Source organism: Microcoleus sp. ARI1-B5 (genome assembly GCF_036705795.1).
Classification (GTDB): Bacteria; Cyanobacteriota; Cyanobacteriia; order Cyanobacteriales; family Microcoleaceae; genus Microcoleus.
Window position 1 is genome coordinate 399,919 of the sequence record NZ_JAUBVK010000002.1, and the last position, 25,694, is coordinate 425,612.

Below are 25,694 nucleotides of genomic sequence, written 5' to 3' on the forward strand. Positions count from 1 at the left end.
TGGTGTTGGTGTTGGTGCCGGTGCTGGTGTTGGTGTTGGTGCCGGTGCTGGTGTTGGTGTTGGTGCCGGTGCTGGTGTTGGTGTTGGTGCCGGTGCTGGTGCAGGCGTTGGTGTTGGTGCCACAACTGCCGATGCTGCGACCGTGTAAGTTCCTGTGGCATCTTCATTAAAACAGGTGACGCGCGCGACGTACTGAATGCCACTTTGTACCGTAAAGTTAAGCTCAGATGCAGATGTCTCAGAAGAACTATTTGGGCTCTCGTTGTTTTGACCGATCGCCTGTCCCGTCGCAGCATCAATCAGTTGTATTTGAGTATCAAACTGACTCGAACTCAAGACGATTTGCACCTGTTGACCCGGAGTAAGCCCTGTCAAATTATAGTTGTCCATAAAGCTACCGGGACGAAGTGGGTTATCCAGGTCAGTGGCAGCATTGAAATCGCCATTGATTGTTTGTCCCAGAGACAAAGTACCGTTAGCTGGAGATGTGGTAGATGTGGTTACGGTATAGTCACCAACTTGCCCGTTTTCACTCAGAATTACAATGTCGTAATCAGTACCTGGTGCTACTGTAAATTTCAGTTGTGAGGTCGTAGTGCTGTTGTTGAAATTGTTATTTTCCGCAATAACTTGACCAGTAACTACATCCACAACTTGTAACTTTGGATCGAACTGAGTGGAGGTGAGGTTGACAGTAACTTGTTGATTTGTCAGTACGTCAAACAAGATCAATTCTTCTTCTAAGTTGGCATCTAACAAGCTTCCCTCAAAAGTGTCATTTCCTGCGATTCCTTCTTGGAAACCCGTAGCTGGAGTTGGTGTCGGTGCTGGAGTCGGAACCGATGTTGGTGTTGGACTTGGGGTCGGTGCTGGAGTCGGAACCGATGTTGGTGTTGGACTTGGTGTCGGTGCTGGAGTCGGAACCGATGTTGGTGTTGGACTTGGTGTCGGTGCTGGAGTCGGAACCGATGTTGGCGTTGGACTTGGTGTCGGTGCTGGAGTCGGAACCGATGTTGGAGTTGGACTTGGTGTCGGTGCTGGTGTGGGAGCTGATGTTGGTGTTGGTGTTAGCGTTGGTGTTGGCGTTAGTACCGGTGTGGGTGTTAATGCTACAGAGACAAAGCGATCGCTCAATTCTGAAGCTGATACACCGGCCACCAATCCCAAAATCCCCCCAGTTTCCTTCACCTCAATTAAAATTCCCCTGTTTGTAGGTGTTAGGAGCAGATTGGCTTCGGTAAGTCCGTTCGGCAAACCAATGCGATCGGAATTTCTATTGAAGTCTTCAATTACATCCGCAGTAGTGGCTGTTACTCCCGATATCTGGGTCAGCACAAATTGATCGGAGCCAATACCGCCGTTTAAGGTATCCTGACCTGCTCCTCCAATCAAGGTATCGTCTCCAACACCCCCAATCAAGCAGTCATTTCCGACTCCTCCAATCAGCGAATCATCCCCGAAATCGCCAAAGGCTGTATCGTTGCCATTATTACCAATAATAATGTCATCTTCTCGACCGCCGTAAAGCAGGTCATTTCCGAATCCACCATCGATCGAGTCTTTTCCTCTGTTTCCTAGAATCAGATCGTCACCTAAGCTACCGTCAAGACAATCTTGACCTTTACCCCCGTAAAGGGTATCTGAACCTCCTTCACCAAATAGTCGATCGTCCCCTGAATTGCCGTTGATGAATTCTGGAGAATCAGAACCTGTTACTGTGTCGTTTCCACCTAGTCCTTGTAAACCTCTTGGATAAGGAACCAGTAGGTTGGGAGCGATCGCAAAATTGTTAGCTTGCTCGTCTAAAAGATAGGACAATCCATCAGAACTAGGACCAATCATTTCTATTCCCTGCTATATAATGTTTGGGTTGATTAGAGATAGTACGCACAGATTTACTCCCATCAACTCTCTGGGTTTTGGGACTTTAACCGTTTGTGCTTGTGGTAGATGCCGATTCTTTCAAGCTATGAATGCAGCACCTTTAATCTCTCTCTTTAGATAGATGTAATCTTAGATTGCTTGCGCTATAGTCCGCTCGCTTCCACACAAAACTTTACATAAGTTATTTATCTTTTAAAAATAATTAAAGTCATATATACTACAGGACTTAGGCAGACACACTACATATAGTGTGCCTGCATAAAAACGTTACTAATTAACCGAATAGTGGTTCACAAGTTGGTCAGGATTCATAGAGAACCTGATTGTTTACGATCGTACAAGTTGACATGGAGCGCGATCTGCGCGTGAAAGACGATCGCGCTCTTCTGCCACCCTTCAAAATCAGTCCTGGGCGCACAAACTCTATCTGTAGGGTGCTTGTAGCGCACCTTACCCCCATAGATAGTGTAAAAATTGCTCCCTGGCGCCAATCCTAAATTTGTATACCCAAATACATTTTTTTATTCAAACAGAGACGAGAACATAAAAGACTTGAAAAAGATCGGAGAAGTACGATCGCCATTTTCTACAGCAAACAACCGCTTTTGCTGAAAACTTTATGCCAACTGCAACTGCACATTCTGCAACTTGCAAATAGCTTTCAAGACTTGCGCCAACAAGAGCGATCGCTCTGGGTCAATCAAATTCAATTCCGGTAAAATCTGATAAGTACAAGGATTTCCCCGCGTCACCCGCACAAACTGATAGTTACGTCCATTCGTCGTCAATCCCCAAACAGACGGTTGCTGCTGCAAACTTTTATAAGCATAAGTCAGCAATTGTGGCAAACCGGCCCAGGAGTCGATCGCACTATTTTTCGCCTCCACCACCAAAATCCAGAACTGCGCCGCCCCTATCTCCGCATCCGGCCCATTCACCGCAAGAATATCCAACCGCCCTTTAATTAAAGTATCTCCATCTTCAACCTCGATCGGAATGCTATCCTCCATTGTCAACACCACAGGAACATCGAAAAATCCAGTTAATCGCATTAGTGGCGAAAGTGCTAAAAATTTCACTAATTCTTCAGATACTTTACCTGCGGCTAAGTACCGGCGAAAGTTCTGTCTAATTTTCAATAATTCCTGCTGTTCAGATTCGCTCAACGGTTCCAGGGAAAAAAAATCGGTCACTGAATCTGCTTCTCCCTCCTCCAGTTTGAGAAGGTGGCGAACGTCATTTAGCGAGAGTTGGCTGGCTTCTAAATTTTGGGTCATAGCTTTTGTGCGATCGGCTGTTGCGACAACTTATATTATAAAAGCATTACAACTGATTTGCTATGATACAATCATGCTAGATATCACGCCAGCAAATGGGTAAATTTTATGAAAGAAATTAAAGTGATGGCAACGATCGACGATCGAGGACAATTGTGCGTTGATGAACCGCTAAAGTTAGATCGCAATAGCCGAGTCGAAGTAATCGTGCTGATTCCAAAAGTAACAGAAATTAATGAAGACGAGCCATCTGATGAAGCCAACGACCAAGCCACGCAACTAGAAGACTACTTCAACTTCCTGAGACCTGATGATATTCGGCTCAAAGGCTCCCGCATTGGCATCGAAACCATCCTTTATGAATACCTGTTTCGCGCTCGAACTCCCGAAGAAATTGCCAACATTTATACATCGCTCACCCTCGAACAAGTTTATGCCACCATCTTGTACTACCTGCACAACAAAGAAGCAGTCGGTCAGTACATAACTGAATGGGTGGAATGGGGTGATAAAATGCGAGAAGAACAACATCGCAATCCTTCTCCAGCGGCTAAAAAAATCCGCAAACTGAGAGCAGCAAGAGATGCAATGAGAAAAGCTGATGGCAATCCAGTATCTATTTGATGAAAATGTCGATCCTGCCTATGCTAACCAAATTCGCAGGCGCAATCCAGATTTGGTTGTTCTAGCAGTGGGAGAACTAACAGCACCTTCCAAAGGAACTCTCGATCCAGAAATTCTTATTTGGTGCGAAATCTACAACTTCATTCTTGTAACTAACAACCGTCGCTCCATGTTAGTTCATTTAACAGATCGCATAGAGAAAAGTCGCCATATTCCAGGAATATTTTTCCTGAACTCCAAGATGAGCATCGGTCAAAATATTGACGAACTGATTTTGATTTATCAAGGATCGTTTGATGATGAGTACCAAGATAAAATTGAGCATTTGCCACTGTAATAATTTCTAACACATCCCCAACGCTTACAAAATCTTCCAAAGTCTTAAGGAAAATAAACATACTTTTTCCCCAATTTATGCACACAATAGCTAAAAAGAGTAACTGAACTAAAAACTAACAGCGATGTCACAAGATACCATCGAATCAATTCTGCATGAAAAACGCCTGTTCCCGCCCACCGCTGAATTCTCCGAAAAAGCTCACGTCAAAAGCTTAGAAGATTACCGCGCCCTCTACGAAAAAGCCGCTTCAGATCCCCAAGGATTCTGGGCCGAACTCGCTACCCAAGAATTGGACTGGTTTCAAAACTGGGATACCGTACTCGACTGGCAGCCGCCCTTTGCTAAATGGTTTGTCAACGGCAAAATTAACATTTCTTACAATTGTCTCGACAGACACCTGACAACTTGGAGAAAAAATAAAGCCGCCCTAATTTGGGAAGGCGAACCGGGAGACTCCCGCACCCTCACCTACGCCCAACTCCACCGCGAAGTCTGTCAAATGGCTAACGTCATCAAAGAATTGGGTGTCCAAAAGGGCGATCGCGTCGGCATTTATATGCCCATGATTCCCGAAGCTGCGATCGCCATGCTAGCCTGCGCCAGAATCGGGGCAGTACACAGCGTTGTTTTTGGCGGATTTAGTGCAGAAGCTTTGCGCGATCGCCTCAACGACGGCCAAGCAAAACTCGTCATCACCGCAGACGGAGGCTTCCGCAAAGACGCAGCAGTCGGGCTGAAAGTACAAGTAGACAAAGCCCTCGCCAACAACTCCGCACCCAGCGTTACCAACGTTCTCGTCGTCCAGCGTACCAAACAAGAAGTACACATGGAACCGGGGCGCGATCGCTGGTGGCACGAATTGCAAAAAAACGCCTCCGCCGACTGTCGGGCCGAAGCGATGGACAGCGAAGATATGCTGTTCGTACTCTACACTTCTGGAAGTACCGGCAAACCGAAAGGAGTCGTCCACACCACTGGCGGCTACAACCTTTACACGCACATGACAACCAAGTGGATCTTCGACCTCCAAGATACCGATGTCTACTGGTGCACCGCAGACGTAGGCTGGATTACAGGCCACAGTTACATAGTCTACGGCCCCCTTTCCAACGGCGCGACAACCGTCATGTACGAAGGTGCGCCCCGCGCCTCCAACCCCGGCTGCTTTTGGGATGTAATCGAAAAATACGGCGTCACCGTTTTCTACACCGCACCCACTGCGATCAGAACATTCATGAAAATGGGCGAAGAATTGCCCAACGCGCGCAATTTGTCATCTTTGCGGTTGTTAGGAACCGTCGGCGAACCGATCAATCCCGAAGCTTGGATGTGGTATCAGCGCGTAATTGGTAACTCGAATTGTCCCATTGTTGATACATGGTGGCAAACAGAAACTGGCGGAATTATGATTACCGCTTTGCCCGGTGCAATTCCGACAAAACCCGGTTCTGCAACCCTTCCATTCCCCGGAATTGTTGCCGATATCGTTGACCGAGATGGCGAACCAGTAACTAATGAAAGCGGCGGTTATTTAGTTGTAAAACATCCTTGGCCGGGAATGATGCGTACACTTTACAACGATCCCGACCGTTTCCGCCGCACTTATTGGGAATATTTGCACCCGAAAGATGGCAATTTTGTCTACTTTGCAGGAGACGGCGCGCACAAGGATCGAGACGGTTATTTCTGGGTAATGGGCCGCGTTGATGATGTGATTAATGTCGCCGGACACCGACTCGGCACGATGGAAGTTGAATCGGCTTTGGTATCGCATCCAGCGGTGGCGGAAGCTGCGGTTGTTGGCAAACCGGACGAGATTAAAGGTGAGGAAATTGTCGCTTTTGTGACGCTGGACAACTCGCAGCAGCCGAGTCCAGAATTGGAGAAGGAGTTGAAGCAGCACGTTGTTAAGGAGATTGGGGCGATCGCCCGTCCCGGCGAAATTCGATTTACCGATGCTTTGCCGAAAACGCGCAGCGGTAAAATTATGCGCAGGTTGCTGCGTTCTTTAGCCGCCGGACAAGAGGTTTCTGGGGATACTTCGACTTTGGAAGATCGGACTGTTTTGGATAAGTTGCGCGGCGGTTCGTAGGGATATGCAACCGCAGATTTTAGCAGATGAACACAGATGTGTTTTGAGATGCTAAAATCTGCGGTTTAATTGTTGTTAATTCACTTATTTACCGCGCCACAAATGAACTGCAGCGGGGTGAATTTTCGACCTTACTTGCAGCCAATCTTCCAGCAAGTAGTTATCATCGACTGCTTCAGAATGCTGTTCGTCTTTAAATTGATTGGGTTGACATTTGTACCGTGGTCTTTGGTATCTCTTTTGCCGTCTCTGGGAGGGCGATCTGCACGGTTGGGACTGCGACCTTGTATCCCCACAGCAGTCAATCCTGATAGCTTGACTGTAGGCGAAAATTGATTGGCTTGTAGTTCTGTTGTTCGCGCTTCTAACAAGTCGGTGCGGCCCCGCAGCACGGCGATATCTGCGGCAAATTATTCTTGCAATCTTTGCACTGTTAGCAAATCTTCTCGCTTGATTAGGTTCTCATTTCCGGTGCTGATTAATTCGCGAATTTTATCTAAACAAGCATTGACTCCCGCCGCGAATTCATATCTTGTTAAAGCACGGTTTCCGCGAAAACTTCGGTCGGGATATCCAGCTATGCAGCCGTATCTTTATACTAAGGATTGCAGTGCTTGAAATGCCCAATCTGTGGGTTTTACGTCGCTTAGTTGAGAAACAGATGTGACTTGTTCTGCGCTTTCCTCTGCGACAGTTTCACTCGGGTTTTCCATAGTCGCGGGAGATTCTGGTAAACTGGGATCGGATGCTGGGATGTGGCGATCGACAAATTGCTGATTTTCGGGTAAGATGGTCTCCGGTGCATCAACCGCAATTTCCGTAGCGGCGGCTTCACCAACATTTGCAGTAGCAGCGGGAGATTCAGGTAAACTTGGTTCTGCTAGTGCCCGAATGCTAAATAATCTCTGCAATCCCCATCCTAGGATTAAACCGGTCAGAATTTGTCGATTTGGGCGATCGTATTCTTGAGTTGAATTTTTCATTTTCAGTTGTTATACTTGGTGCTTGTTCATGGAAGATATGTGATATCATTTCCTCCGAGAACTCCCCTTACAAGATTGGTTGATAGTGAGGACTAAAGTCCTCACTATCTGAGGACTAAAGTCCTCACTACCAACCGTTTTTACTAGGGGTAAATGACAGGAAATAATATGAAAACGGGACGAAATGATAAAAATTGAGGCTGTGAAATTAAAGATATTAGTAGTGAACCGCCCCGGAGCAACCTGAAAATTACTGCGGAATTGTAGTTAATGCAGCCAACATTAGACCCCTGCTAACTGTCGCCAAAAATAACGCGCCATCTCGGTCATGTTTTGGCGGTCTAGCTATCCTAATTCGATCGCGCAGCCATTAATCTGATTGATTTGATGGGGAATTGCGACATAGGCATCGAGGTGCTGGTCAATGCGATAACTGATACCATCTTAAAAAATAATAGAACTACAGTCAAGCTCCAAACCCGCTCAAATAAGTTATTTCCAATTCTTGGATCTAAAATCTAAAATGCTATTACTTTTTGCTGCAAGTGAATTGCCAGTTGGTTAACACAGGACTAAGGCTAAAAAGTGATTTGATTCGCTACTTATAGGGTAAGGTGCGCATTGCAAACCTACATATAGAGGATATGCGCCCTGGCAGGGCGAACAGTTGTTTGACCGTTTCGTAGCGATAAATAGATAGATAGCCCTACAGCAGCGAAAATTTGTAACATAAACGGAACAATCAAGACTGTTCTCCAGGATACGCGACTGAATTTTAGGGGGCACTTTTGTGAAGTTTCAGTAGCATTACGGTTGACAATCCAAAATTATTCGGTTTTTTTATTAAGCTAAATCAATTCATACTATAATGCTATCATCGCAAATCTGTAGCTGCCAATAGCTGCGGCATCCATCCAAACTCCAGAGATTTAAAAGCTATGTGCCAATTACTGGGAATGAACTGCAATGTTCCAACAGATATTTGCTTTTCTTTTGAAGGTTTTTCTGCAAGGGGCGGCAGAACCGACGTTCATCAAGACGGTTGGGGAATTGCTTTTTTTGAAGGTTTGGGATGCCGCCTGTTTATAGACTCTAAACCTGCGGTTGCTTCTCCGGTTGCTGAAGTAGTGCGCCGCTATCCCATTCATTCAACTAACGTTATTGCTCACATCCGCAAAGCTACTCAAGGCGAAATTGCTCTGGAAAACTGCCACCCTTTTATCCGGGAACTTTGGGGGCGCTATTGGGTGTTTGCTCACAACGGAAATCTGGAAAATTTCAATCCTGAAACGGCCGGATTTTACAAGCCTGTTGGCAAAACTGACAGCGAAAAAGCTTTTTGTTTGATATTAGAAAAAATGCGAGAAAGTTTCCCTCAAAATAAGCCTGCTTTGACAGAAATTTACGCGGTACTGAACGAAATTACTAAAACTTTGGCCGAGTACGGAATTTTTAACTATTTACTTTCTGATGGAGAACACTTGTTCGCACACTGTTCTACCAATCTGCATTATATTGTGCGACAAGCACCTTTTGCCAGCGCGCACTCGATCGACGAAGATGTAACTGTGGATTTCCGGGAACTGACAAAGGAGGACGATCGCGTGGCTGTAATTGCCACTTTTCCGCTGACTGATAACGAAGTTTGGACGCAAATACAACCTGGAGAATTGCTGGTATTTCAGGATGGTTTGCCTGTCATTTGAAGGCAAAATGTAGAAAAGGTGAATGAAATTTAACCTGGCTGTATATTAGTTTTCCAAGTGGATACTTGGACTCGCTCTGGTTCCAAAATTATTGATTCAAGGACGAAGCTTATGTATATTTTATTTGATGGTAACTGGGACAAACCAGAAATAGAAATATCTGATTCATCACAAGGTTTGATTAAAATGGGGCAACTTCTCGCCAGCATCAGTAAAGATTTTAAACTTTACGCGGACAAAGAAGACTCAGAATTTTATGCAGAAAATCTTGAACTTGTTTCAATGAGGTTATCTCCGAGTAGGAAGGGAGAACAATTAGATTTACTCAAGACTTTCATTTTTAATAATGAGCTGGTATTTGAAGGTTCTCAATTAGCTTTTCATAATCTTGGTAGATCATTACTCAACTACTTCAGTGAAGACAGTAAAAAAGGTAATCATTTTCACTTAGACTACATCGAAGGATATTCTCTTCTATTAGCACCTACGAACTGTCACCTAATATTTATGTCTAGAGGTCAATAAATCTCACGCTCAGTTAAATAGAAAAGAACCCGGAGCGACGTGAAAAAATTTACCCAAGGCATCAGCTTGTTGCTTAGGGATTTCTAGCCGATGGCCAGGCCGTATTGCTGCGCCGATTCTAGAGAAATGTCTGGAAGATTCAGAAGCAGCTCATCCCATGTACTATGATTTTCTAAAGCCTCTACAACTACTGGAAGCGGCTCCGATAAAATGGTTTGAAAGTCTGCTTCTTCAGGAAACTGAATTTTAAATGCTAATTGCTCTTGAGGAGGTGTAAATTGAGCGTTAACATTCTCGCGGTTGCCTCTTGCATCGACGCGATACCAACCTACTTCTGGCAAGTAAACGGCATTGAAACCGTGCAATGTGTAGGGCGCACCTTTGTCATCAAAGCTCAATCTTTGGTAGCAAAAACCTGCGGGAATGTTGTTGGCGCGCAGCAATGCTGCTAATAAGTGACTTTTCGCAAAGCAATAACCTGTTTTGCGATCTAGTACGTCTGATGCGCGACAGGTGACGGGATTCATCTGATAGTCGTAGCTATGGCGAATTTCGTCTCGAACCCACTCAAAACAAGATTTGGCGATCGCCTCTGATGTATGATGTTGTGATGCTATGTTCTGCGCGAGTGCTAAAATTGCGGGATGATCGCGATCGATAATTTCAGTCGCTGCTAAATAGGTTTTCATTTCTGGAATTATTTTTGATACCTCTACTGCTTGATAAGTGCTATAATGCTCTCATAAATTTCATAATTTTCCGAATCGAAACAGCAAAAAGTTATGTTTTGAGGAGCGCCGTTTTTTTGCATTTCTTCGTAGCATATCTTAACTGCAATCTCACTTGCTAAATCCTTGGGATATTTGTAAATGCCGGTGCTAATGCAAGGAAATGCGATACTCTCGAACTTTTGCTCGATCGCGATTTGCATACATTTGCGGTAACACTGGGCTAAGAGTTCGGGTTCTTTGCGAGATCCTCCGTGCCATACTGGGCCTACGGTGTGGATGATGAAGCGCGCAGGCAAGCGATATCCTTTAGTTAGTTTAGCATCCCCAGTCTTGCATCCTCCGAGCGATCGGCATTCGTCAAGAAGTTCCGGCCCTGCTGCTTTGTGGATTGCGCCATCTACTCCACCACCTCCAAGCAAACTGGTATTTGCAGCATTGACGATCGCATCTACTTTCAGTTGTGTGATGTTGCCTAAAATAACTTGCATAAAATTAATTAAGCTTTAAAAGTCCATACCTATAATGATACAGATAAAGTGCGGGCGATCGCCAACTGAACAATTTGGAATCGCATCAAATCCCAGATTCAGTAAAAGCTCGATTCAAATCGTCAATCAACCCCAATTGTTGCGCCCACTCTGTTAAGTAACCGCGCTCCAAATGCTCAGCTTGGACTTTCAGAATTCCCAAAACATCATGCCATTGTTTTTGAGACTGAGACTGTTGCCGCCAGAGCAGTTTGGCCAATATAATATCTTCAGGAGAAGCTATCCAAAACTGTTCTAAACCAGCCTCGTCAAGGGCTTCTAATCGCCGTCTTGCCATTTTTGAGCGATCGAATTCAGTATGAGAATTCAGCACAATATCGGCGTTCAATACAGAAGTCATGTGAGTGACGCTCAACACCATCCCTCTACCCTGTTGAATATCTTCTACCGAACCCGGAGGGCAGTAAAAACCAGCCGTTTCTAGTGCTTCAACTAATTGAGAAATATTGTCCCGGATTAATTCAATTACTAAATCTAAATCGCGTGTTGTTCTGGGGTCGCCATAGACGGAAGCGGCAACTCCTTCTGTAATATAATAAGGGATATCTAATGTTTCAAAAATTCGGTGCAACAGTCTGGCGATGTGGCTGGGGTCTTGCGTCCACATAGATGGGTCACTGGTGGGGGTTAAAATTGGCAGCCATTTGCTACGCAAGATCGATCGGGCAAATCGCTCTTGGTAGGTTGAGGGACAAGCTTTTTTCATCCCGCGCAAGCTAACAGTTTTTGCCCAACGATTTAATTTTGCCCCCATTTGCCACCGTTGGGAATTGGTGAGTTGCCGCAGTAGGTAAAAATCAATTGCATCAGCTTCAGGAGTTTTATCATCCGACTGGGGACGGTATCCAGGTTTGATGGATATTTTTGGTATGGATGGAATCATTTTGGTTGTTGATTTTCCTAGCCATTCACAAAACTCTTGATAGTTCCTGTTGATTTTCGTACAATTGTATCTCCCGTAGCTGGAATCACAGAGGTAAGTATGCAATGCGATTCACCCAGTCTTCTGATTCGGATGTCTGCCATATTTTGATTAAATTGTCGATCGCGTCGCTAACAGGAAAACTTTGCAACACTATAATTACACCCGAACTTGTTTGAGTAGAAATAAACTCTGCAAAATATCTAGGCATGGTTCTTTGGTCGTGGGAGACGATAATTCTCTTTTCCTGTGCTGCCAAAGCCAGAACTTCTAAATCGGTCAAGCCACTTAAAAGCGATGCGTTTGATGTTTGAAAATCAACAGTTGCCTCGCGTCTCATAACTCCTGTTACAATCGCTTGATTGAGGTCGGCATCTGCTTGGAAACTAATTTTCATTGCGGGCTAGTCTGAGTGTAAAATTTTTGATAAAGCAACGAGTTGTTTTCCCTTGCTTGCTGTCTCAATGTTTCAAATAGTTGTTCTCCCTCGGATAAATAAGCATTAATAGCTGTGCGATTAGCCAAGTAAAAGGTAATCGCTCCATAAACTTCTTCTAGTGTCAGTGCTGGGAATGACTGAACGATGCTTTCAGGTGATTGTCCTGCCAGGAAAGCATAAATAATTGAATCGAGAGAAACGCGCTTCCCGACAATTCGGTAGCAATCTTCCCGTTCTTCAATGTACTGTTTTGTAGTTAGGGCTGCTGTACTCATGGTTTGCTGCATTAACTCCTAATATTTTAAATCTTATCAGCGTTGTAGCTTTAAGCGCAAACTCCGAAACATATCTTCAGCATCAATTACTTCACCTCGTTCGGCAGCATCCATTCCCCGACGAATTTCTTGTTGCAGTTCTTTGAAGCGTCCTTTATAGATATGTTCCCATTTATCGGACTGCAAGAATTTGATGAAAGCTAAGACTTCTTGTTGCTGGTCTGCCGATAAGACCTTCACATTTTCCAAAATGGCTTGTTCGACGGTCATAATTATCCCTTTTTTGTGATTGCTATTCTACAATCTAGTAACAACATTATATCAAACGGGTGGGTTGACAGCCATTCAGGAGTGAGTTCAATTTCGATCGGTTGTGGATCGGTTGCGATCGCTCAATTAAATCGCAAATAACTTCCAGGTAGTGTGGCAACTGCTGCAATGTTTCCCAACAGATCGAAGAACTCAACGCTATAACCTGTTTCTAGTCCCTCAACGTGATGCTGTTCTAAAACTGTACCGATCTCGCCGGTATAAAGTCCTTCTTCTGGAAGGTTGCACAGCAAGATGACATCTGAATAAAGTTTCATGAAGTGCTAAGAAGCTACTGCAAAATCCGTGTATTGCCGCATTCCAGGCTCGTGAAATGCCAACACAATATCTTCCTTGGGAACTCCTGCACGCACCAAATCCGTTGCAATCCCATCTTCTGTCCAGTCTTCCTCGATCCAGAATTTACCATCGCGCAGGCGAACATAGACTGTCATTCCCGTAAGGCGATCGCCATTAGGCCAGCCCAGATTCATCCAGATGTAATGACCGTTTTGCTCGTCTGCAATCAAGAATGTCTCGATCTCTTGTTGAGAAGGGCGATTATTGCACAATTCTATATACTCGGTCAAAATACGCTTGATTAGTTTGGGATATTCGATTAGTTGATCCATTGCACAATTTTCTCTACTTCTGTATTTACGATAATTATTTTATAGATGACAAGCAGATAGTTTGGAATCTAACCAATGCAATCCCACTCCCCAGCTATTTCCACCAGGGACGATGACACTTCTATGTCCTAACCAATATACAAAAGTATGGGGAAGATGACCAAGGGGAGCGCGGAGTTCATAGGTCATTCTACTATTAAATAAATCCCATTTAACGTATTCGCAGAATTTGTCATAATCTTTGCCCGCTTGTTGCCAAATAGACCTTTGTACTGAAAATCCGAAACGCTCATTTGAGTATTTTACCCAAAGTTGGTTAATTGTTTGGAGGTCTGTACAAGGAAAGTTTACCCAATCTGAATGCCCTAAATAGCCTAATTTTTCACAGCACGCTACCCAAAGTATAATTTGTTTAGTTTCGCAATCAGCTTCTTTAAACTTGCCCTCTGCTAAAAAATTGCGTAATTGAGTGTAATCAGCTCCGCTTTCTGAAGCTAGATTAAGAAATTGGTTGTCATAATTTAAAGATTGAAAATCACTCATGGTCAGCGCCCAAGATATTTTGAATATGAGATTATTTGACTTGAGCCGTATGAATTTGCTTCGCGCCCGCTTCGAGAAACCCATGCTTGAGTTAATTATAGTTTTGTAGGGTGCGTTAGGCCGTAGCCGTAACGCACCCATACTAATACTAGCTGCCGCCAATCCGAGCGACATCGCGAGCATTTTCTTCAAACGCAGCCGTCAGCGCATCATCACCGCTTAAACCCGATGCGATCGCCCTTTCAATGGCCTGCAACACCCGCTTGTAATCCCTCGGCATCACCTTCACAAACAGCGGCACCATCTCATCCCACGCAGCCAGAACCTTCGATCCTTTCGCACTTCCAGTCAAATCGACGTGAGTTTGAATTAACTGGCGCAAATCGCTAATTTCCTCAACATCCTCCAATTTTTCCAACTCCACCATCGACATATTGCAGCGAGTAGCAAAATCCCCCGCCTCATCCAAAATGTAAGCAACACCGCCACTCATACCCGCTGCAAAATTGCGCCCGGTTTTGCCCAAAACCACAACTTTGCCGCCAGTCATGTACTCGCAACCGTGATCGCCCACACCCTCAACTACTGCATTCACGCCGGAGTTGCGTACCGCAAAACGTTCGCCCGCAATCCCTCGGATGAAAACCTCGCCGGCTGTCGCGCCGTAAAGCACTACGTTACCGACAATCACGTTTTCTTCCGCGACAAAGGTAGAAGCTGGCGACGGATACAAGATAATCTTGCCGCCGCTGAGCCCCTTGCCCAAATAGTCGTTAGCTTCGCCTTCGAGCTCCAGGGTGACTCCCTTGGGCACAAAAGCCCCAAAGCTTTGCCCGGCGCTGCCTTGGAAGTGCAGGTGCACCGTGTCATCCGGCAAACCTTCCCAGTGGCGTTTGGTGATTTCGTTGCCGAGAATTGTGCCGACAACCCGGTTGACATTGGTAATCGGCAGTTTGGCCTGTACCTTTTCGCCGTTTTCGATCGCACCTTTGCACAAATCCAACAACACCGTCATATCCAGGGACTTTTCCAAACCGTGATCCTGCGCCATCTGACAGTAGCGCCCCACCTCCGGCCCAACTTCCGGTTGATAAAGGATTTTCGAGAAATCCAAACCCTTAGCCTTCCAGTGTTCCACAGCTTGTTTCGCTTCCAAAACATCAGTCCGCCCCACCATTTCATTCAGCGTGCGGAAGCCCAACTGCGCCATAATTTCCCGGACTTCCTGGGCGACGAAAGTCATAAAGTTTACCGTGTGCTCCGGGTCGCCGGTAAAGTTTTTCCGCAGCAGCGGGTCTTGCGTCGCCACGCCCACCGGGCAAGTGTTCTGGTGGCAAACGCGCATCATGATGCAGCCCAAAGTCACCAGCGGCGCCGTCGCAAAACCGAATTCCTCAGCACCAAGCAAGGCAGCAATTGCTACATCGCGGCCGGTTTTCATTTGACCGTCAGTTTCCACCACAATCCGGCTGCGGAGATTGTTGAGTACCAAAGTCTGATGAGTTTCCGCCAGTCCCAACTCCCAAGGTAATCCCGCGTGTTTGATCGAAGTTTGCGGCGAAGCGCCGGTTCCGCCGTCGTAGCCGGAAATCAACACGACATCGGCGTGGGCTTTCGCAACACCGGCCGCGATCGTCCCGACTCCAACTTCCGACACGAGTTTGACGCTAATCCGCGCTTCCCGGTTGGAATTTTTCAAGTCGTGAATCAATTCGGCCAAATCTTCGATCGAATAAATGTCGTGGTGAGGAGGAGGCGAAATCAATCCCACACCCGGAGTCGAGTTCCGCACCTTGGCAATCCACGGGTATACTTTTTTACCGGGCAACTGTCCGCCTTCACCGGGTTTCGCGCCTTGCGCCATCTTGATTTGCAGTTCCCGCGCTTGGGAAAGGTACAAGCTGGTAACGCCGAAACGCCCGGAAGCAACTTGTTTGATCGCGCTGTTTTTCGAGTCGCCGCGATCGTTCGTCCAAGTGTAGCGTTCCGAGTCTTCCCCGCCTTCACCGGTGTTCGATTTGCCACCAATGCGGTTCATCGCGATCGCCAGAGATTCGTGGGCTTCTTTAGAAATCGAACCATAACTCATCGCCCCAGTTTTAAAGCGTTTGAGAATAGATTCGATCGGTTCAACTTCCTCAATCGGTATCGATTCCCGCTGCTTGAATTGCAGCAAACCGCGCAAGGTAAAATGCTGCTGGTTTTGTTCGTTAACCAGCCCAGAATACTGTTTGAAAAGCGTATAACTGCCCTCGCGCACCGACTTTTGCAGCGCGTGAATTGTCTGCGGACTAAACAAATGCGCCTCGCCTTCTTTCCGCCACTGATATTCGCCGCCAACATCGAGAGTATGTCCGCTGGATGGGCGGTCTGGGAAAGCGTGGGTATGCCGCAAAATAGCTTCTTGGGCGAGGACTTCGAGGCCTACGCCTTCAATCCGCGAGGCTGTCCAAGCAAAGTATTTATCGACTACGGATTTGTTTAAGCCGATCGCCTCAAAAATCTGCGCGCCGCGATAGCTTTGAATTGTGGAAATCCCAATTTTCGAGGCAACTTTCGTCACACCTTTAGTTGCCGCTTTGACGTAGTTTTTGCAAGCTGTTTTGTACTCGACATTTAGCAGCAATCCTTCGCGGATCGAATCGGCGATCGTCTCAAAGGCCAAATACGGATTAATCGCGCCGCAACCATATCCAATAAGTGTCGCAAAGTGATGCACTTCCCTCGGTTCGCCGGATTCGAGCACGAGTCCCGCCCGCGTGCGCGTACCTTTACGGATCAAGTGGTGGTGCAGGCCCGCAACTGCCAGCAGCGCCGGAATTGGGGCTTTGTCTGGACCGATCCCCCGATCGCTCAAAATGATGATATTCACCCCGGAGGCGATCACGCTGTCTGCTGCTGCAAAAACCTCTTCTAAGGCTTGTTCGAGACCTTTGACCCCGCTTTTGGGGTCAAACAAAATCGGCAGTGTAATCGACCGGAAATTGCCCTCATTTACGTGTTTGAGCTTAGCTAATTCTTCATTGCTGAGAATTGGCGTTTTCAGTTCAATCAAATGACAGCTTTCGGGTTCTGGTTTGAGCAAATTGCGTTCAGCGCCGATCGTAGTTTCAGCAGAAGTTACAATTTCCTCGCGGATAGAATCAATCGGCGGATTGGTAACTTGGGCAAACAACTGCTGGAAGTATTCGTAAAGCAGTTTTGGTCGGTTGGAAAGCACCGCCAGCGGCGTATCCGCACCCATCGCGCCGACAGCTTCCACGCCATCTTTCGCCATCGGCGCTAACAGCAACCGCAGTTCTTCAAAGGTGTAGCCGAAAGCCATTTGGCGCTGGATCAATGTTTCGGGGTGGGATTCTGGCAATGCCGGCGCATCTTTCAGTTTGGCGATTTCGACCATGTGCTGGTCTATCCACTCGCGGTACGGGTGTTCTGTGGCGATTTTGGTCTTAATTTCTTCGTCAGAAACGATGCGGCCTTCCTCGGTATTTACCAGGAACATCCGCCCCGGTTGCAAGCGGCCGTTGGATGCAATTCGTTCTGGGGCAATCGGCAAAACTCCCGCTTCCGATGCCATAATTACCAAGTCGTCTTTGGTAACGCAGTAGCGGGAAGGACGCAAACCGTTGCGGTCGAGCACGGCCCCGATCGAAGTACCGTCGGTAAAGGCGATTGAAGCCGGGCCGTCCCAAGGTTCCATCAAGCAAGAATGGTATTCGTAGAAAGCCTTTTTCTCGTCACTCATGGACTCGTGGGCCGTCCAAGGTTCCGGAATCATCATCATTACAGCGTGCGGCAAAGAACGCCCAGCCAAAGTCAGCAATTCCAAAGCATTGTCAAAAATCGTCGAGTCGCTACCTTCGATGTTGATTAAATTCGGGATTTTCTTCAAATCGTCTCCGAACAACTCCGACTCGAACAGCGATTGCCGCGCGTGCATCCAGTTAATGTTGCCGCGCATCGTGTTGATTTCGCCGTTGTGGGCGATGTAGCGGTAAGGGTGCGATCGTTCCCATGAAGGAAAAGTATTCGTGCTGAAGCGCGAGTGAACCAGGGCTAGAGCGCTTTCCATGTCCGGGTCGTGCAGTTCGGGATAGTAATCTCCCACTTGCACCGGCATTAACATTCCTTTATAGACGATCGTCCGGCACGACAGTGTGGAATTATACCAGTAGGGGTCTGTGTTAGTTCTGCGGATGGCATTGTGAGCGCGTTTGCGGATGACGTACAGTTTCCGTTCAAAGGCCGCCTCATCGATACCTGCGGCGCGCCGGAGGAACACTTGCTGCATGAACGGTTCGCTGGATTTGGCGGTGTCGCCCAGGGACGAGTTGTCGGTGGGAACCTCGCGCCAGCCAAGTACGGGACAGCCTTCTTCGGCGGCGACTTCTGCAAATATGCGTTTGCCGTTTTCGCGCTGAGTTTGGTTTGGCGATGAGTAAATCGCCCCAACTCCGTACTCGCCGGCTTCTGGAAGTTCGATATTTAAGGCGGCGGCTGCTTTTTTGAGAAATTTGTGGGGCACCTGCATCAAAATGCCCGCCCCGTCTCCGGTGTTGGGTTCGCAGCCGCAGGCGCCCCGGTGGTCGAGGTTCAGCAGGATTGTCAGGGCCTGCTCGACGATTTCGTGGGATTTGTTACCTTTCATGTGTACGATGAAGCCGACTCCGCAAGCGTCGTGCTCGAACTGCGGATCGTATAGGCCTTGTTTTGGAGGCAGTCCGTTGCTGTTCATTTTGATGTTTTCCTAAAAGTGACGGAGAGATTGCGATCGAGACAGTCCCAAGCTTTTTATTGTACCTAATCTGTATTTTCTAATCATGTCAGCTTGTAGGTTTTAGTCATCAGTCATCAGTCATCAGTCATCAGTCATCAGTCATCAGTCATCAGTCACAAGAAAAATTCTCCCCATCGGGCCCTCCCACTCCCGCTCCCTCCCACTCCCCGAATCCCTCTGGCAAACTCCCCCTCTCCCTCTCTCCCCCTCCCTCTCCCCGTTAAGCTTCTTTAAAGCACAGGCCTTTGAGAATGAAGATTTGATGTAGATTTGGACGATCGAGCCAATAACGGGTGACAACTACTGTGATGATTTTGCTATGGTGGTCGAGGTGCGTCGATCGAGCTTTCGCAGGCAAAAGTGCAAAAATCCACAGTCCGCTAACCGGTTCGCGCGATCGGACGAAAGGTTTTCAGGATAAATTAGCTAATATCAAACCCAAAGTCGTTTATCAAAGGATTCAGCAAGCAATCCTCAAGGAGTGAAAATCATGGTTCAAATTCAAGAAATTGTTCAACTATCTACCCTGCACGCACCTGCTGCACCCAACGAAACAGCAGCTACAGAATCGCGGCCTTGGGGCTCGTTTACCACACTAGAAGAAGGCCCAGGATATAAAATTAAGCGGATCGAAGTCAAGCCAGGACACCGCCTCAGCCTGCAAATGCACCACCACCGGAGCGAACACTGGATCGTAGTTTGCGGTACTGCAAAAGTTACTTGCGGCGAAACTGAACAAGTTCTGTTTACAAATCAGTCTACCTACGTTCCGCAGTGCATTTCTCACCGTCTGGAAAATCCAGGAGTTATCCCGCTGATTTTAATTGAAGTACAGAATGGCGAATATCTCGGAGAAGATGATATTGTTCGCTTTCAAGACGATTATGCCCGTACAGAAAAGGCTAAGTAACTGATTAACTGGTTATTTGTTATTTGTTATTTGTTATTTGTTATTCGCACCAATCAGCAACCAATAACCAGTAACCAGTAACCAATAACCAGTAACCAGTAACCAATAACCAATAACCAATAACCAATAAAATTAATGATTCATCTGAGCAAAACAGCAGCGACAGAAGTAAAGCGCCTCAAGTCAAAATATCCGAACCCCAATGCTTTGTTTCGTCTGGGCGTGGAATCGAGCGGCTGCTCCGGTTTGTCTTATACAATGGCATTTGACGGTGCGCCAGCCCCAGAAGACGCTGTATGCGAGTCCGAGGGAGTTCAAGTTGCGATCGACCCCCAGCACTTAAAATATCTGAATGAACTCACCTTAGATTATTCAGAAGACTTGATGGGCGGAGGTTTCCGGTTCCACAATCCCAATGCCGCCCAAAGCTGTAGCTGCGGCAACTCATTTTCTGCCAGGTAACAATCAATATGATGACACTCAAAGACTTAGAAAAAGTCCAAAAAACCTTCAAAGAAGCCGGTCAAGATTACCAACTTGAACTAGAAAGCGGGAAAATTATCATTGTGGGCCCATCAGATATTGTATCTAGTGAAATTGGCATTCGCTTGAGTGCCTTCCTCTTCGTTTGGGTGAATCCCCGCCGTTTGGGCCGAATATTTGACTCAGCAGGCGGCTTTATTTTACCTGATGCTAACCTCACAGCACCCGATGTTTCCTTTGTGCGGGCCAGCCGGATCAGGCAAAGTCCCCGTTATTTCGCAGAATTAGTCCCAGACTTGGTAGTAGAAATTAAATCACAGAGCGATCGCATTAAACCGCTAGAAAAAAAGATTCTGAATTTTATCCAACTCGGAGCGCAAGTAGGAATTCTGATCGATCCTGATGAACAAACTGTAACAGTTTACCGTCAGGAAGGCGAACCAATTGTGCTGGGAAATGAAGATATTTTGACAGTAGCCGAACTGTTTCCTGGTTGGGAATTGCCAATTTCCCAACTGTGGCCACCAATTTTTACCGAAGCTGAAACTCAACCATAATATCGCATTTTTTTATACAATTATTTTGAACGAACCGCGTTGGCGTAGCCTGCGCGTAGCGCTTAGACGCAAAGGACGCGAAGGAAGATAAGAGAAGAGAAAAGGAAGATTTCACAATGGTAAAAGCATCAGAAAAAAACCAAGAGTGGTATAGCGAATACATCGCCAGCTACACTTACGAACAGCGAAAAGAATGGTACAGCGAAATCGCAGATGCCTACAAAAAAACAAGACCGCGCTATCCTCAAGAACTAATTAATCGCGTCGTCGAATTAGCCGAACTTCCCTCAAACGCCAACATTCTTGAAATCGGATGCGGCCCCGGAATTGCCACTGTTCCCTTTGCGGAATTCGGCTTTGCAATGCTTTGTCTCGAACCCAGCCAGCCAGCTTGTCAGCTAGCGCGACAAAACTGTGCAACTTATCCATCTGTAGAGATAAAAAATCAAACTTTGGAAGAGTGGGAATTAGAAGCTGATAAATTCAATGCTGTACTCGCCGCAACTTCTTTTCATTGGGTGTCACCGGAGATTCGCTATCAAAAAACTGCCGCTGCATTAAAAGATAAAGGTTCTTTGATTTTGCTGTGGAATGCCGGAGTTTTGCCGCAGGATGAAATTTACCGAGTTTTGCATCAAGTTTATCAAAATCAAGCTCCGTCTCTAGCAGAATATCATGCCAAAGAAAGAGCCAATCAAGCAGAAAGTATCAAAGAAATCGGACAAAATGTCATTGACTCAGGGCTGTACGACGATTTAATTTACGAACAGTTAGTGAGTCAGATTACCTACAGCATAGAAGATTATCTGGCTCTTTTGAAGACTTACTCAGTCTACATAGCGCTAGATGACGAAAAGAGAAATTATTTGTTAGCAAGTTTGCGGGAAGCGCTCGAAAAAAACTGCGGAAATAACATCAAAGCTTCCTATCTTTCAGCATTTCACATTGCCCAAAAAATCTAGCGCTCCTTCTTTTCTCTTCCTACCCTTCGGGAACGGCTTCGCCGAACGTGTCCTTTGCGCCTAAGCGCTACGCGCAGGCTACGCCAACGCGGTTCGTTTAAAAAAAATCCCAATCCTGCCAAGATTGCTATATACAATTAACACGCAAAATGGTATAACCTAAATAAAAAAATAGTTAATTAATGAAACCCATAACTGGCAAATTATGGCTCAGTATAATATTTTGTAGCTTTAGCCCGATCGCCCCCAGCATAGCCCAAATCGTCCCCGATGCCACGCTGCCCGTCAATTCCACCGTGACAGTCGGCGACAAAACCACCTCCATCGAGGGCGGAACCACAGCCGGAAGCAACCTATTTCACAGTTTCCGAGAATTTTCGGTTTTGACGGGAAACACGGCTGTTTTCAACAATTCCGCCAATATTCAAAATATTTTTACCCGCGTTACCGGCGGCTCGATTTCCAATATTGACGGCGCGCTGAAAGCTAACGGGACTGCAAATCTATTTTTGCTCAATCCTCACGGGATTATTTTTGGCCCGAATGCTTCCTTAAATATTGGCGGTTCGTTTTTGGCGACTACGGCGAATGCTGTGGAGTTTGGCGGTGGGGCGGATTTCTCTGCCATTCTTCCCGGACAAAATACGCCTTTGCTCGTCGTTAGCGTGCCGCTGGGCCTGCAATACGGACAGCCTTCTGGAAGTATCGTAAATCGATCGACCGACGGATTGCAAGTGCGATCGGGCAACAGTTTGATACTTGCTGGCGGCAATGTGAGATTGGAAGGCGGAGTTTTACTCGCTCCCGGCGGTCGAGTCGAACTCGCAGCCGTTGGTGGCTCTGGAACTGTGCCGCTCAACTTCTCCGGTAACAATGTGAGTTTAGCTTTTCCTGCCAGCATCGAGACAGCCGATGTATCTCTGACAAAGGCGGCGGGCATCAACGTGCGCGCAGCAGGTGGCGGGAATGTTGTTGTCAACGCTCAAAACTTCAACGTTTCAGAAGGCAGCAAAGTGCGGGCGGGCATCAATGAAGGGTTGGGTACGGCGGGCGCTAGAGGTGGAGATATTTATGTTAACGCGGCGGGGTCGATCGCGATCGACGGTGAAGGCACATTTATTTCTAATGCAGTGCTGTCAAACGCTACAGGCACCGGTGGCGATGTCAACCTCACAGCCAACTCGCTGTCTGTAACCAACGGCGCTCAAATATACGCCGGGACTTACGGGCGCGGAGATGCCGGCAGCGTCAATATTAACCTCAGCGGTGCAGCGTCCTTTGATGGAGTCGGCGACGGCATTTCCAGCGGTGCTTACAGTCGGGTTGAAAGGTTAGGGGTAGGGCAAGGAGGCAACGTTAATCTCACAGCAGGTTCGCTTTCCCTAACTAATGGGGCTGCCCTGCAAGCGAGCACCTACGGACGGGGGAATGTCGGCAGCGTCAATGTTAACGTCCGCGATGCAGCGATTGTTGACGGGACGAGTCTCGATGGCGAGGTTTTCTCCACCGGTATCTATAACAGAGTGGAGAACTCTGACAACGCGGCAGGTCAGGGAGGTAGCATTAATCTGGTGGCGGGGTCGCTGTTTGTGACTGGCGGCGCTGTAATTACTGCCAGCACCGGCGCCCGGGGCAATGCTGGCAATATCGCGGTGACAGTCCGCGACGGTATTGCCTTAGATGGTACCGGCCCGCTGTCGCCGTTTTTGGGAATTGGACAATCCAGCGGTTTGTTCAGCAGCGTCAAAGAAACAGCAGTCGGAGAAGGCGGAAATATTCGCGTCACTGCTAACTCGCTGTCCGTGACAAACGGTGCTGTTGTAATTGCCAATACTTTCGGTGTCGGAAACGGCGGCAGTATTCAAGTTAATGCCAATTCAGTCAATCTGGCGGGAGTTGATGCTGGCGGACAGTCTAGCGGCATATTTACGCCGACTGAACCAAGTGCGATCGGCAACGCTGGAGAAATTACAGTTAATGCTAATATGTTGCGGCTGGCAGACGGCGCTGTGGTCAATTCCCGAACTTTCAATGCCAGCAGCGGCGGAAATATCGCGATTAATGCCCGCACTTTGGAAGCGGTTGACGGCGGACAAGTGCTGACTACGGGTAGCAGTGGCGGCCGTGCGGGAAATATTCAGTTGAACGTTTCTGAAAGTATAAGGCTTTCTGGGAGCGATCGCACGAGTGGCGATCGACTCGCTCGATTCGGTCAAAATTTGGTTAGCAACTCCGGTGCTGCTAGCGGAATCTATGCCAATACATCAGAAACTTCTACAGGTGCGGGCGGCACTTTAACTGTTCAAACCAGGCAATTAACTGTCCGAGATGGCGCCAAAGTTACTGTCAGTGCCGACGGCCGAGGGGCAGCGGGAAATTTAAGAATTGCCGCCGACTCAATTCGTTTAGATAGCGGAGCAATTACAGCCACAACACAATCCGGCAATTTCGGCAACATCACCTTGCAAGCTCCAGATTTGCAACTGCGCCACAACAGTCAAATTACTACTAACGCCTTCGGCACTGCCACCGGTGGCAATATTGATATTAACACAAAGTTCTTAATTGCTAAGGAAAATAGCGACATCCGCGCCAACGCAGTCCGAGGCCAAGGCGGAAATATTATCATTACTGCCCAAGGTATTTTTCGCTCGACTGACAGCGACATCGACGCCAGTTCAGAATTAGGAATTGACGGCAACGTCGAACTCAGAACTCCCGATACTGACCCCGTAAAAGGATTAAATCAGCCAGAAACCACCCGAGTTCCCCCGCCACCCGCGCGAGGCTGTCAAACTAGCGGCCAAAGAGCAAGTCGGTTTGTCATCACCGGGCGCGGCGGTTTGCCCCCGAGTCCCAGGGAACGAGTCAGCAGCAGCAGCAACGATAATTTTGATGTCCCCAAGCCACTGGTTGAGGCTCAAGGCTGGATAATTAACGCTCAGGGCGAGATTGAATTGATAACAAATTCGGCGGCTGTTGTGCCTTACAGCCCTGGGGGAACGCCACCTATTTGCAATTAATATCAATTAATCAAAAAGGTTCGCAGCATCGGACTTTAGTCCTCTAAGAATGACTAAAGTCCTCACTACAAACCAGTTTTATTGTGGCTGCTGAGAATTGTCCACTGCATTAACTGCTGCCACTCGGGAGATTGAGTTAATAAATCTGCATCCAATTCATTTCCCGCATCCTGCGAAAATTCGGCGAAACATTCTGCCCAATTAATTACTGTTTCCACGGGCAAATAAGGCGTATAATTCCAAGAACGCTGCAAAAACTCTGCCATCTCAACAGCATGACCGGTGCGGTGCAAATACCAAGCAATCCAAACAAATGTACTGTACTTGATTTGTTTTTCCAACAAACGTATTTTATCCGGCAATTCGGGGCGAGCAAAAAAAGTTTCCGTGACGGCGGCGAGGGATTTAGCCTGCGGTAAACCTTTGTACATGGCGCTTTGTTCGTGCTGGCGGTAGCAAACTGTTATTTGCCGCAGCCACTCTGTTTCGCATCCCATTAACGCTAAACGCAGCACTAAATCTGTATCTTCCGCCGGAGGAAATCTAGGGTCAAATCCGCCGGCGCGCTCTAACCAATGGCGGCGAAATACCATTGCGCTCGGCAATACTGGTTTCCACCGCAGCCACATTTCTAAGTCTAATTTAGGGACGTTTTCCCAGGGCTTGACATCTTTTATCGGTTCTCCTATACTGTTGACTTGACGCCAGCCGCTGTGGACTATTCCTAGATTTGGTTGCGCTGCAAATACAGCGATTTGTGCTGCTATTTTGTCGGGGAAGAAGTAGTCGTCAGCATCGAGAAAGGCGATGAATTCTCCTCGCGCTAGCTCGATACCCCGATTTCTGGCAATGGAAACTCCTTGATTTTTTTGGTAAATGTAGCGAATGCGATCGCCATATTGCTCTAAAATTAATCTGGTGTCGTCTTGGGAACCGTCGTCTACGACAATAATTTCCCAGTCTGTATAGGTTTGGTGCAGCACGCTATCTACGGCTTGGCCGACGTAAGCAGCGCAGTTGTAAGCCGGAATCACCACGCTTACCTGCGGGGTTCGATCGCTCATAATTAATAAAATTTAGTCCGATGGATTATACCATTTTAGATTTGAGATTTGAGATTTAAAAATTGAAGGATTGGGAGTGACTGATGAT

24 protein-coding genes and 1 pseudogene are annotated in these 25,694 nt (G+C 47.1%); 11 read left to right on the forward strand and 14 right to left on the reverse strand.

From position 1 onward, the window contains the following. Both QUB63_RS04490 and QUB63_RS04495 read right to left on the reverse strand, forming a co-directional pair. A partial coding sequence (locus tag QUB63_RS04490; RefSeq protein WP_332943599.1) for a calcium-binding protein occupies positions 1-1,842 on the reverse strand: 1,842 nt, incomplete at its 3' end. A 659-nt stretch (positions 1,843-2,501) separates the two neighbouring features. Next, complete coding sequence (locus QUB63_RS04495) at positions 2,502-3,161, reverse strand: restriction endonuclease subunit R (protein WP_332943600.1); 660 nt, start codon at positions 3,159-3,161, stop codon at positions 2,502-2,504. A gap of 108 nt (positions 3,162-3,269) precedes the next feature. Here QUB63_RS04495 and QUB63_RS04500 point away from each other — a divergent pair, with 108 nt between their 5' ends. The 3 genes from QUB63_RS04500 (at position 3,270) to acs (ending at position 6,217) form a co-directional block, all read left to right on the forward strand. After that, complete coding sequence (locus tag QUB63_RS04500) at positions 3,270-3,785, forward strand: DUF433 domain-containing protein (RefSeq protein WP_442921755.1); 516 nt, start codon at positions 3,270-3,272, stop codon at positions 3,783-3,785. Next, on the forward strand, positions 3,763-4,122 hold the full coding sequence (locus QUB63_RS04505) for a DUF5615 family PIN-like protein (protein ID WP_332943601.1): 360 nt from the start codon (positions 3,763-3,765) through the stop codon (positions 4,120-4,122). The genes QUB63_RS04500 and QUB63_RS04505 overlap by 23 nt, the downstream gene beginning before the upstream one ends. A gap of 124 nt (positions 4,123-4,246) precedes the next feature. Beyond that, positions 4,247-6,217: an acetate--CoA ligase gene (acs, locus tag QUB63_RS04510; RefSeq protein ID WP_332943602.1), complete on the forward strand. Its 1,971-nt coding sequence runs from the start codon at positions 4,247-4,249 to the stop codon at positions 6,215-6,217. Positions 6,218-6,521: 304 nt separating this feature from the next. Here the strand turns inward: acs and QUB63_RS04515 are convergent. Beyond that, positions 6,522-7,200: pseudogene (locus QUB63_RS04515) on the reverse strand (iron uptake porin); the annotation flags it as partial. A gap of 938 nt (positions 7,201-8,138) precedes the next feature. On the opposite strand from QUB63_RS04515, the gene QUB63_RS04520 reads away from it, so the two are divergent. Together QUB63_RS04520 and QUB63_RS04525 are read left to right on the forward strand one after the other, a co-directional pair. After that, positions 8,139-8,906 (forward strand): class II glutamine amidotransferase, encoded by a 768-nt coding sequence (locus tag QUB63_RS04520; RefSeq protein ID WP_332943603.1) that lies wholly within the window; start codon positions 8,139-8,141, stop codon positions 8,904-8,906. Positions 8,907-8,963: 57 nt separating this feature from the next. Further along, positions 8,964-9,431: a hypothetical protein gene (locus QUB63_RS04525; RefSeq protein WP_332943604.1), complete on the forward strand. Its 468-nt coding sequence runs from the start codon at positions 8,964-8,966 to the stop codon at positions 9,429-9,431. An 83-nt stretch (positions 9,432-9,514) separates the two neighbouring features. Here the strand turns inward: QUB63_RS04525 and QUB63_RS04530 are convergent, their stop codons facing one another. From QUB63_RS04530 to gltB, 10 genes are all read right to left on the reverse strand, one after another. Next, on the reverse strand, positions 9,515-10,120 hold the full coding sequence (locus tag QUB63_RS04530; protein WP_332943605.1) for a transglutaminase-like domain-containing protein: 606 nt from the start codon (positions 10,118-10,120) through the stop codon (positions 9,515-9,517). Positions 10,121-10,143: 23 nt separating this feature from the next. Further along, the gene (locus QUB63_RS04535; RefSeq protein ID WP_332943606.1) at positions 10,144-10,650 is read right to left on the reverse strand and encodes an O-acetyl-ADP-ribose deacetylase; all 507 of its coding nucleotides are present in this window, start codon (positions 10,648-10,650) and stop codon (positions 10,144-10,146) included. 85 nt (positions 10,651-10,735) lie between these two features. Beyond that, on the reverse strand, positions 10,736-11,593 hold the full coding sequence (locus tag QUB63_RS04540; RefSeq protein WP_332943607.1) for a hypothetical protein: 858 nt from the start codon (positions 11,591-11,593) through the stop codon (positions 10,736-10,738). Between the two features lie 85 nt (positions 11,594-11,678). Further along, positions 11,679-12,029, reverse strand: a complete 351-nt coding sequence (locus tag QUB63_RS04545; protein WP_332943608.1) for a DUF5615 family PIN-like protein — start codon at positions 12,027-12,029, stop codon at positions 11,679-11,681. Beyond that, positions 12,026-12,346 carry a DUF433 domain-containing protein gene (locus tag QUB63_RS04550; RefSeq protein ID WP_332943609.1) on the reverse strand — a complete coding sequence of 107 codons (321 nt, stop codon included), beginning with the start codon at positions 12,344-12,346 and terminating at the stop codon, positions 12,026-12,028. Before QUB63_RS04550 ends, QUB63_RS04545 begins: the two co-directional genes overlap by 4 nt. Before the next feature lie 36 nt (positions 12,347-12,382). Next, positions 12,383-12,616, reverse strand: coding sequence for a hypothetical protein (locus tag QUB63_RS04555; RefSeq protein ID WP_332943610.1), 234 nt, complete (start codon positions 12,614-12,616; stop codon positions 12,383-12,385). Between the two features lie 122 nt (positions 12,617-12,738). Continuing rightward, positions 12,739-12,933 carry a DUF4926 domain-containing protein gene (locus QUB63_RS04560; protein WP_015175412.1) on the reverse strand — a complete coding sequence of 65 codons (195 nt, stop codon included), beginning with the start codon at positions 12,931-12,933 and terminating at the stop codon, positions 12,739-12,741. A gap of 6 nt (positions 12,934-12,939) precedes the next feature. Next, positions 12,940-13,287 carry a XisI protein gene (locus QUB63_RS04565; protein ID WP_332943611.1) on the reverse strand — a complete coding sequence of 116 codons (348 nt, stop codon included), beginning with the start codon at positions 13,285-13,287 and terminating at the stop codon, positions 12,940-12,942. 39 nt (positions 13,288-13,326) lie between these two features. After that, positions 13,327-13,830 (reverse strand): GUN4 domain-containing protein, encoded by a 504-nt coding sequence (locus QUB63_RS04570; protein WP_332943612.1) that lies wholly within the window; start codon positions 13,828-13,830, stop codon positions 13,327-13,329. A 148-nt stretch (positions 13,831-13,978) separates the two neighbouring features. After that, complete coding sequence (gltB, locus tag QUB63_RS04575) at positions 13,979-18,565, reverse strand: glutamate synthase large subunit (RefSeq protein WP_332943613.1); 4,587 nt, start codon at positions 18,563-18,565, stop codon at positions 13,979-13,981. 335 nt (positions 18,566-18,900) lie between these two features. Between gltB and QUB63_RS04580 the strand changes: the two genes are divergently transcribed. The 6 genes from QUB63_RS04580 to QUB63_RS04605 all read left to right on the forward strand — a co-directional run bounded on the left by QUB63_RS04580 (position 18,901) and on the right by QUB63_RS04605 (position 24,542). Beyond that, complete coding sequence (locus QUB63_RS04580; RefSeq protein WP_332943614.1) at positions 18,901-19,092, forward strand: hypothetical protein; 192 nt, start codon at positions 18,901-18,903, stop codon at positions 19,090-19,092. A 5-nt stretch (positions 19,093-19,097) separates the two neighbouring features. Further along, positions 19,098-19,517 (forward strand): phosphomannose isomerase type II C-terminal cupin domain, encoded by a 420-nt coding sequence (locus QUB63_RS04585; protein ID WP_332943615.1) that lies wholly within the window; start codon positions 19,098-19,100, stop codon positions 19,515-19,517. Positions 19,518-19,652: 135 nt separating this feature from the next. After that, positions 19,653-19,979 (forward strand): HesB/IscA family protein, encoded by a 327-nt coding sequence (locus tag QUB63_RS04590; RefSeq protein ID WP_332943616.1) that lies wholly within the window; start codon positions 19,653-19,655, stop codon positions 19,977-19,979. 11 nt (positions 19,980-19,990) lie between these two features. Beyond that, complete coding sequence (locus QUB63_RS04595) at positions 19,991-20,557, forward strand: Uma2 family endonuclease (RefSeq protein ID WP_332943745.1); 567 nt, start codon at positions 19,991-19,993, stop codon at positions 20,555-20,557. Positions 20,558-20,673: 116 nt separating this feature from the next. Then, positions 20,674-21,519, forward strand: coding sequence for a class I SAM-dependent methyltransferase (locus tag QUB63_RS04600; protein ID WP_332943617.1), 846 nt, complete (start codon positions 20,674-20,676; stop codon positions 21,517-21,519). Positions 21,520-21,701: 182 nt separating this feature from the next. Next, complete coding sequence (locus QUB63_RS04605; RefSeq protein ID WP_332943618.1) at positions 21,702-24,542, forward strand: two-partner secretion domain-containing protein; 2,841 nt, start codon at positions 21,702-21,704, stop codon at positions 24,540-24,542. Between the two features lie 65 nt (positions 24,543-24,607). On the opposite strand, the gene QUB63_RS04610 is transcribed toward QUB63_RS04605, so the two are convergent. Next, positions 24,608-25,606 (reverse strand): glycosyltransferase family 2 protein, encoded by a 999-nt coding sequence (locus QUB63_RS04610; protein WP_332943619.1) that lies wholly within the window; start codon positions 25,604-25,606, stop codon positions 24,608-24,610. Between the last annotated feature and the right edge of the window lie 88 nt (positions 25,607-25,694).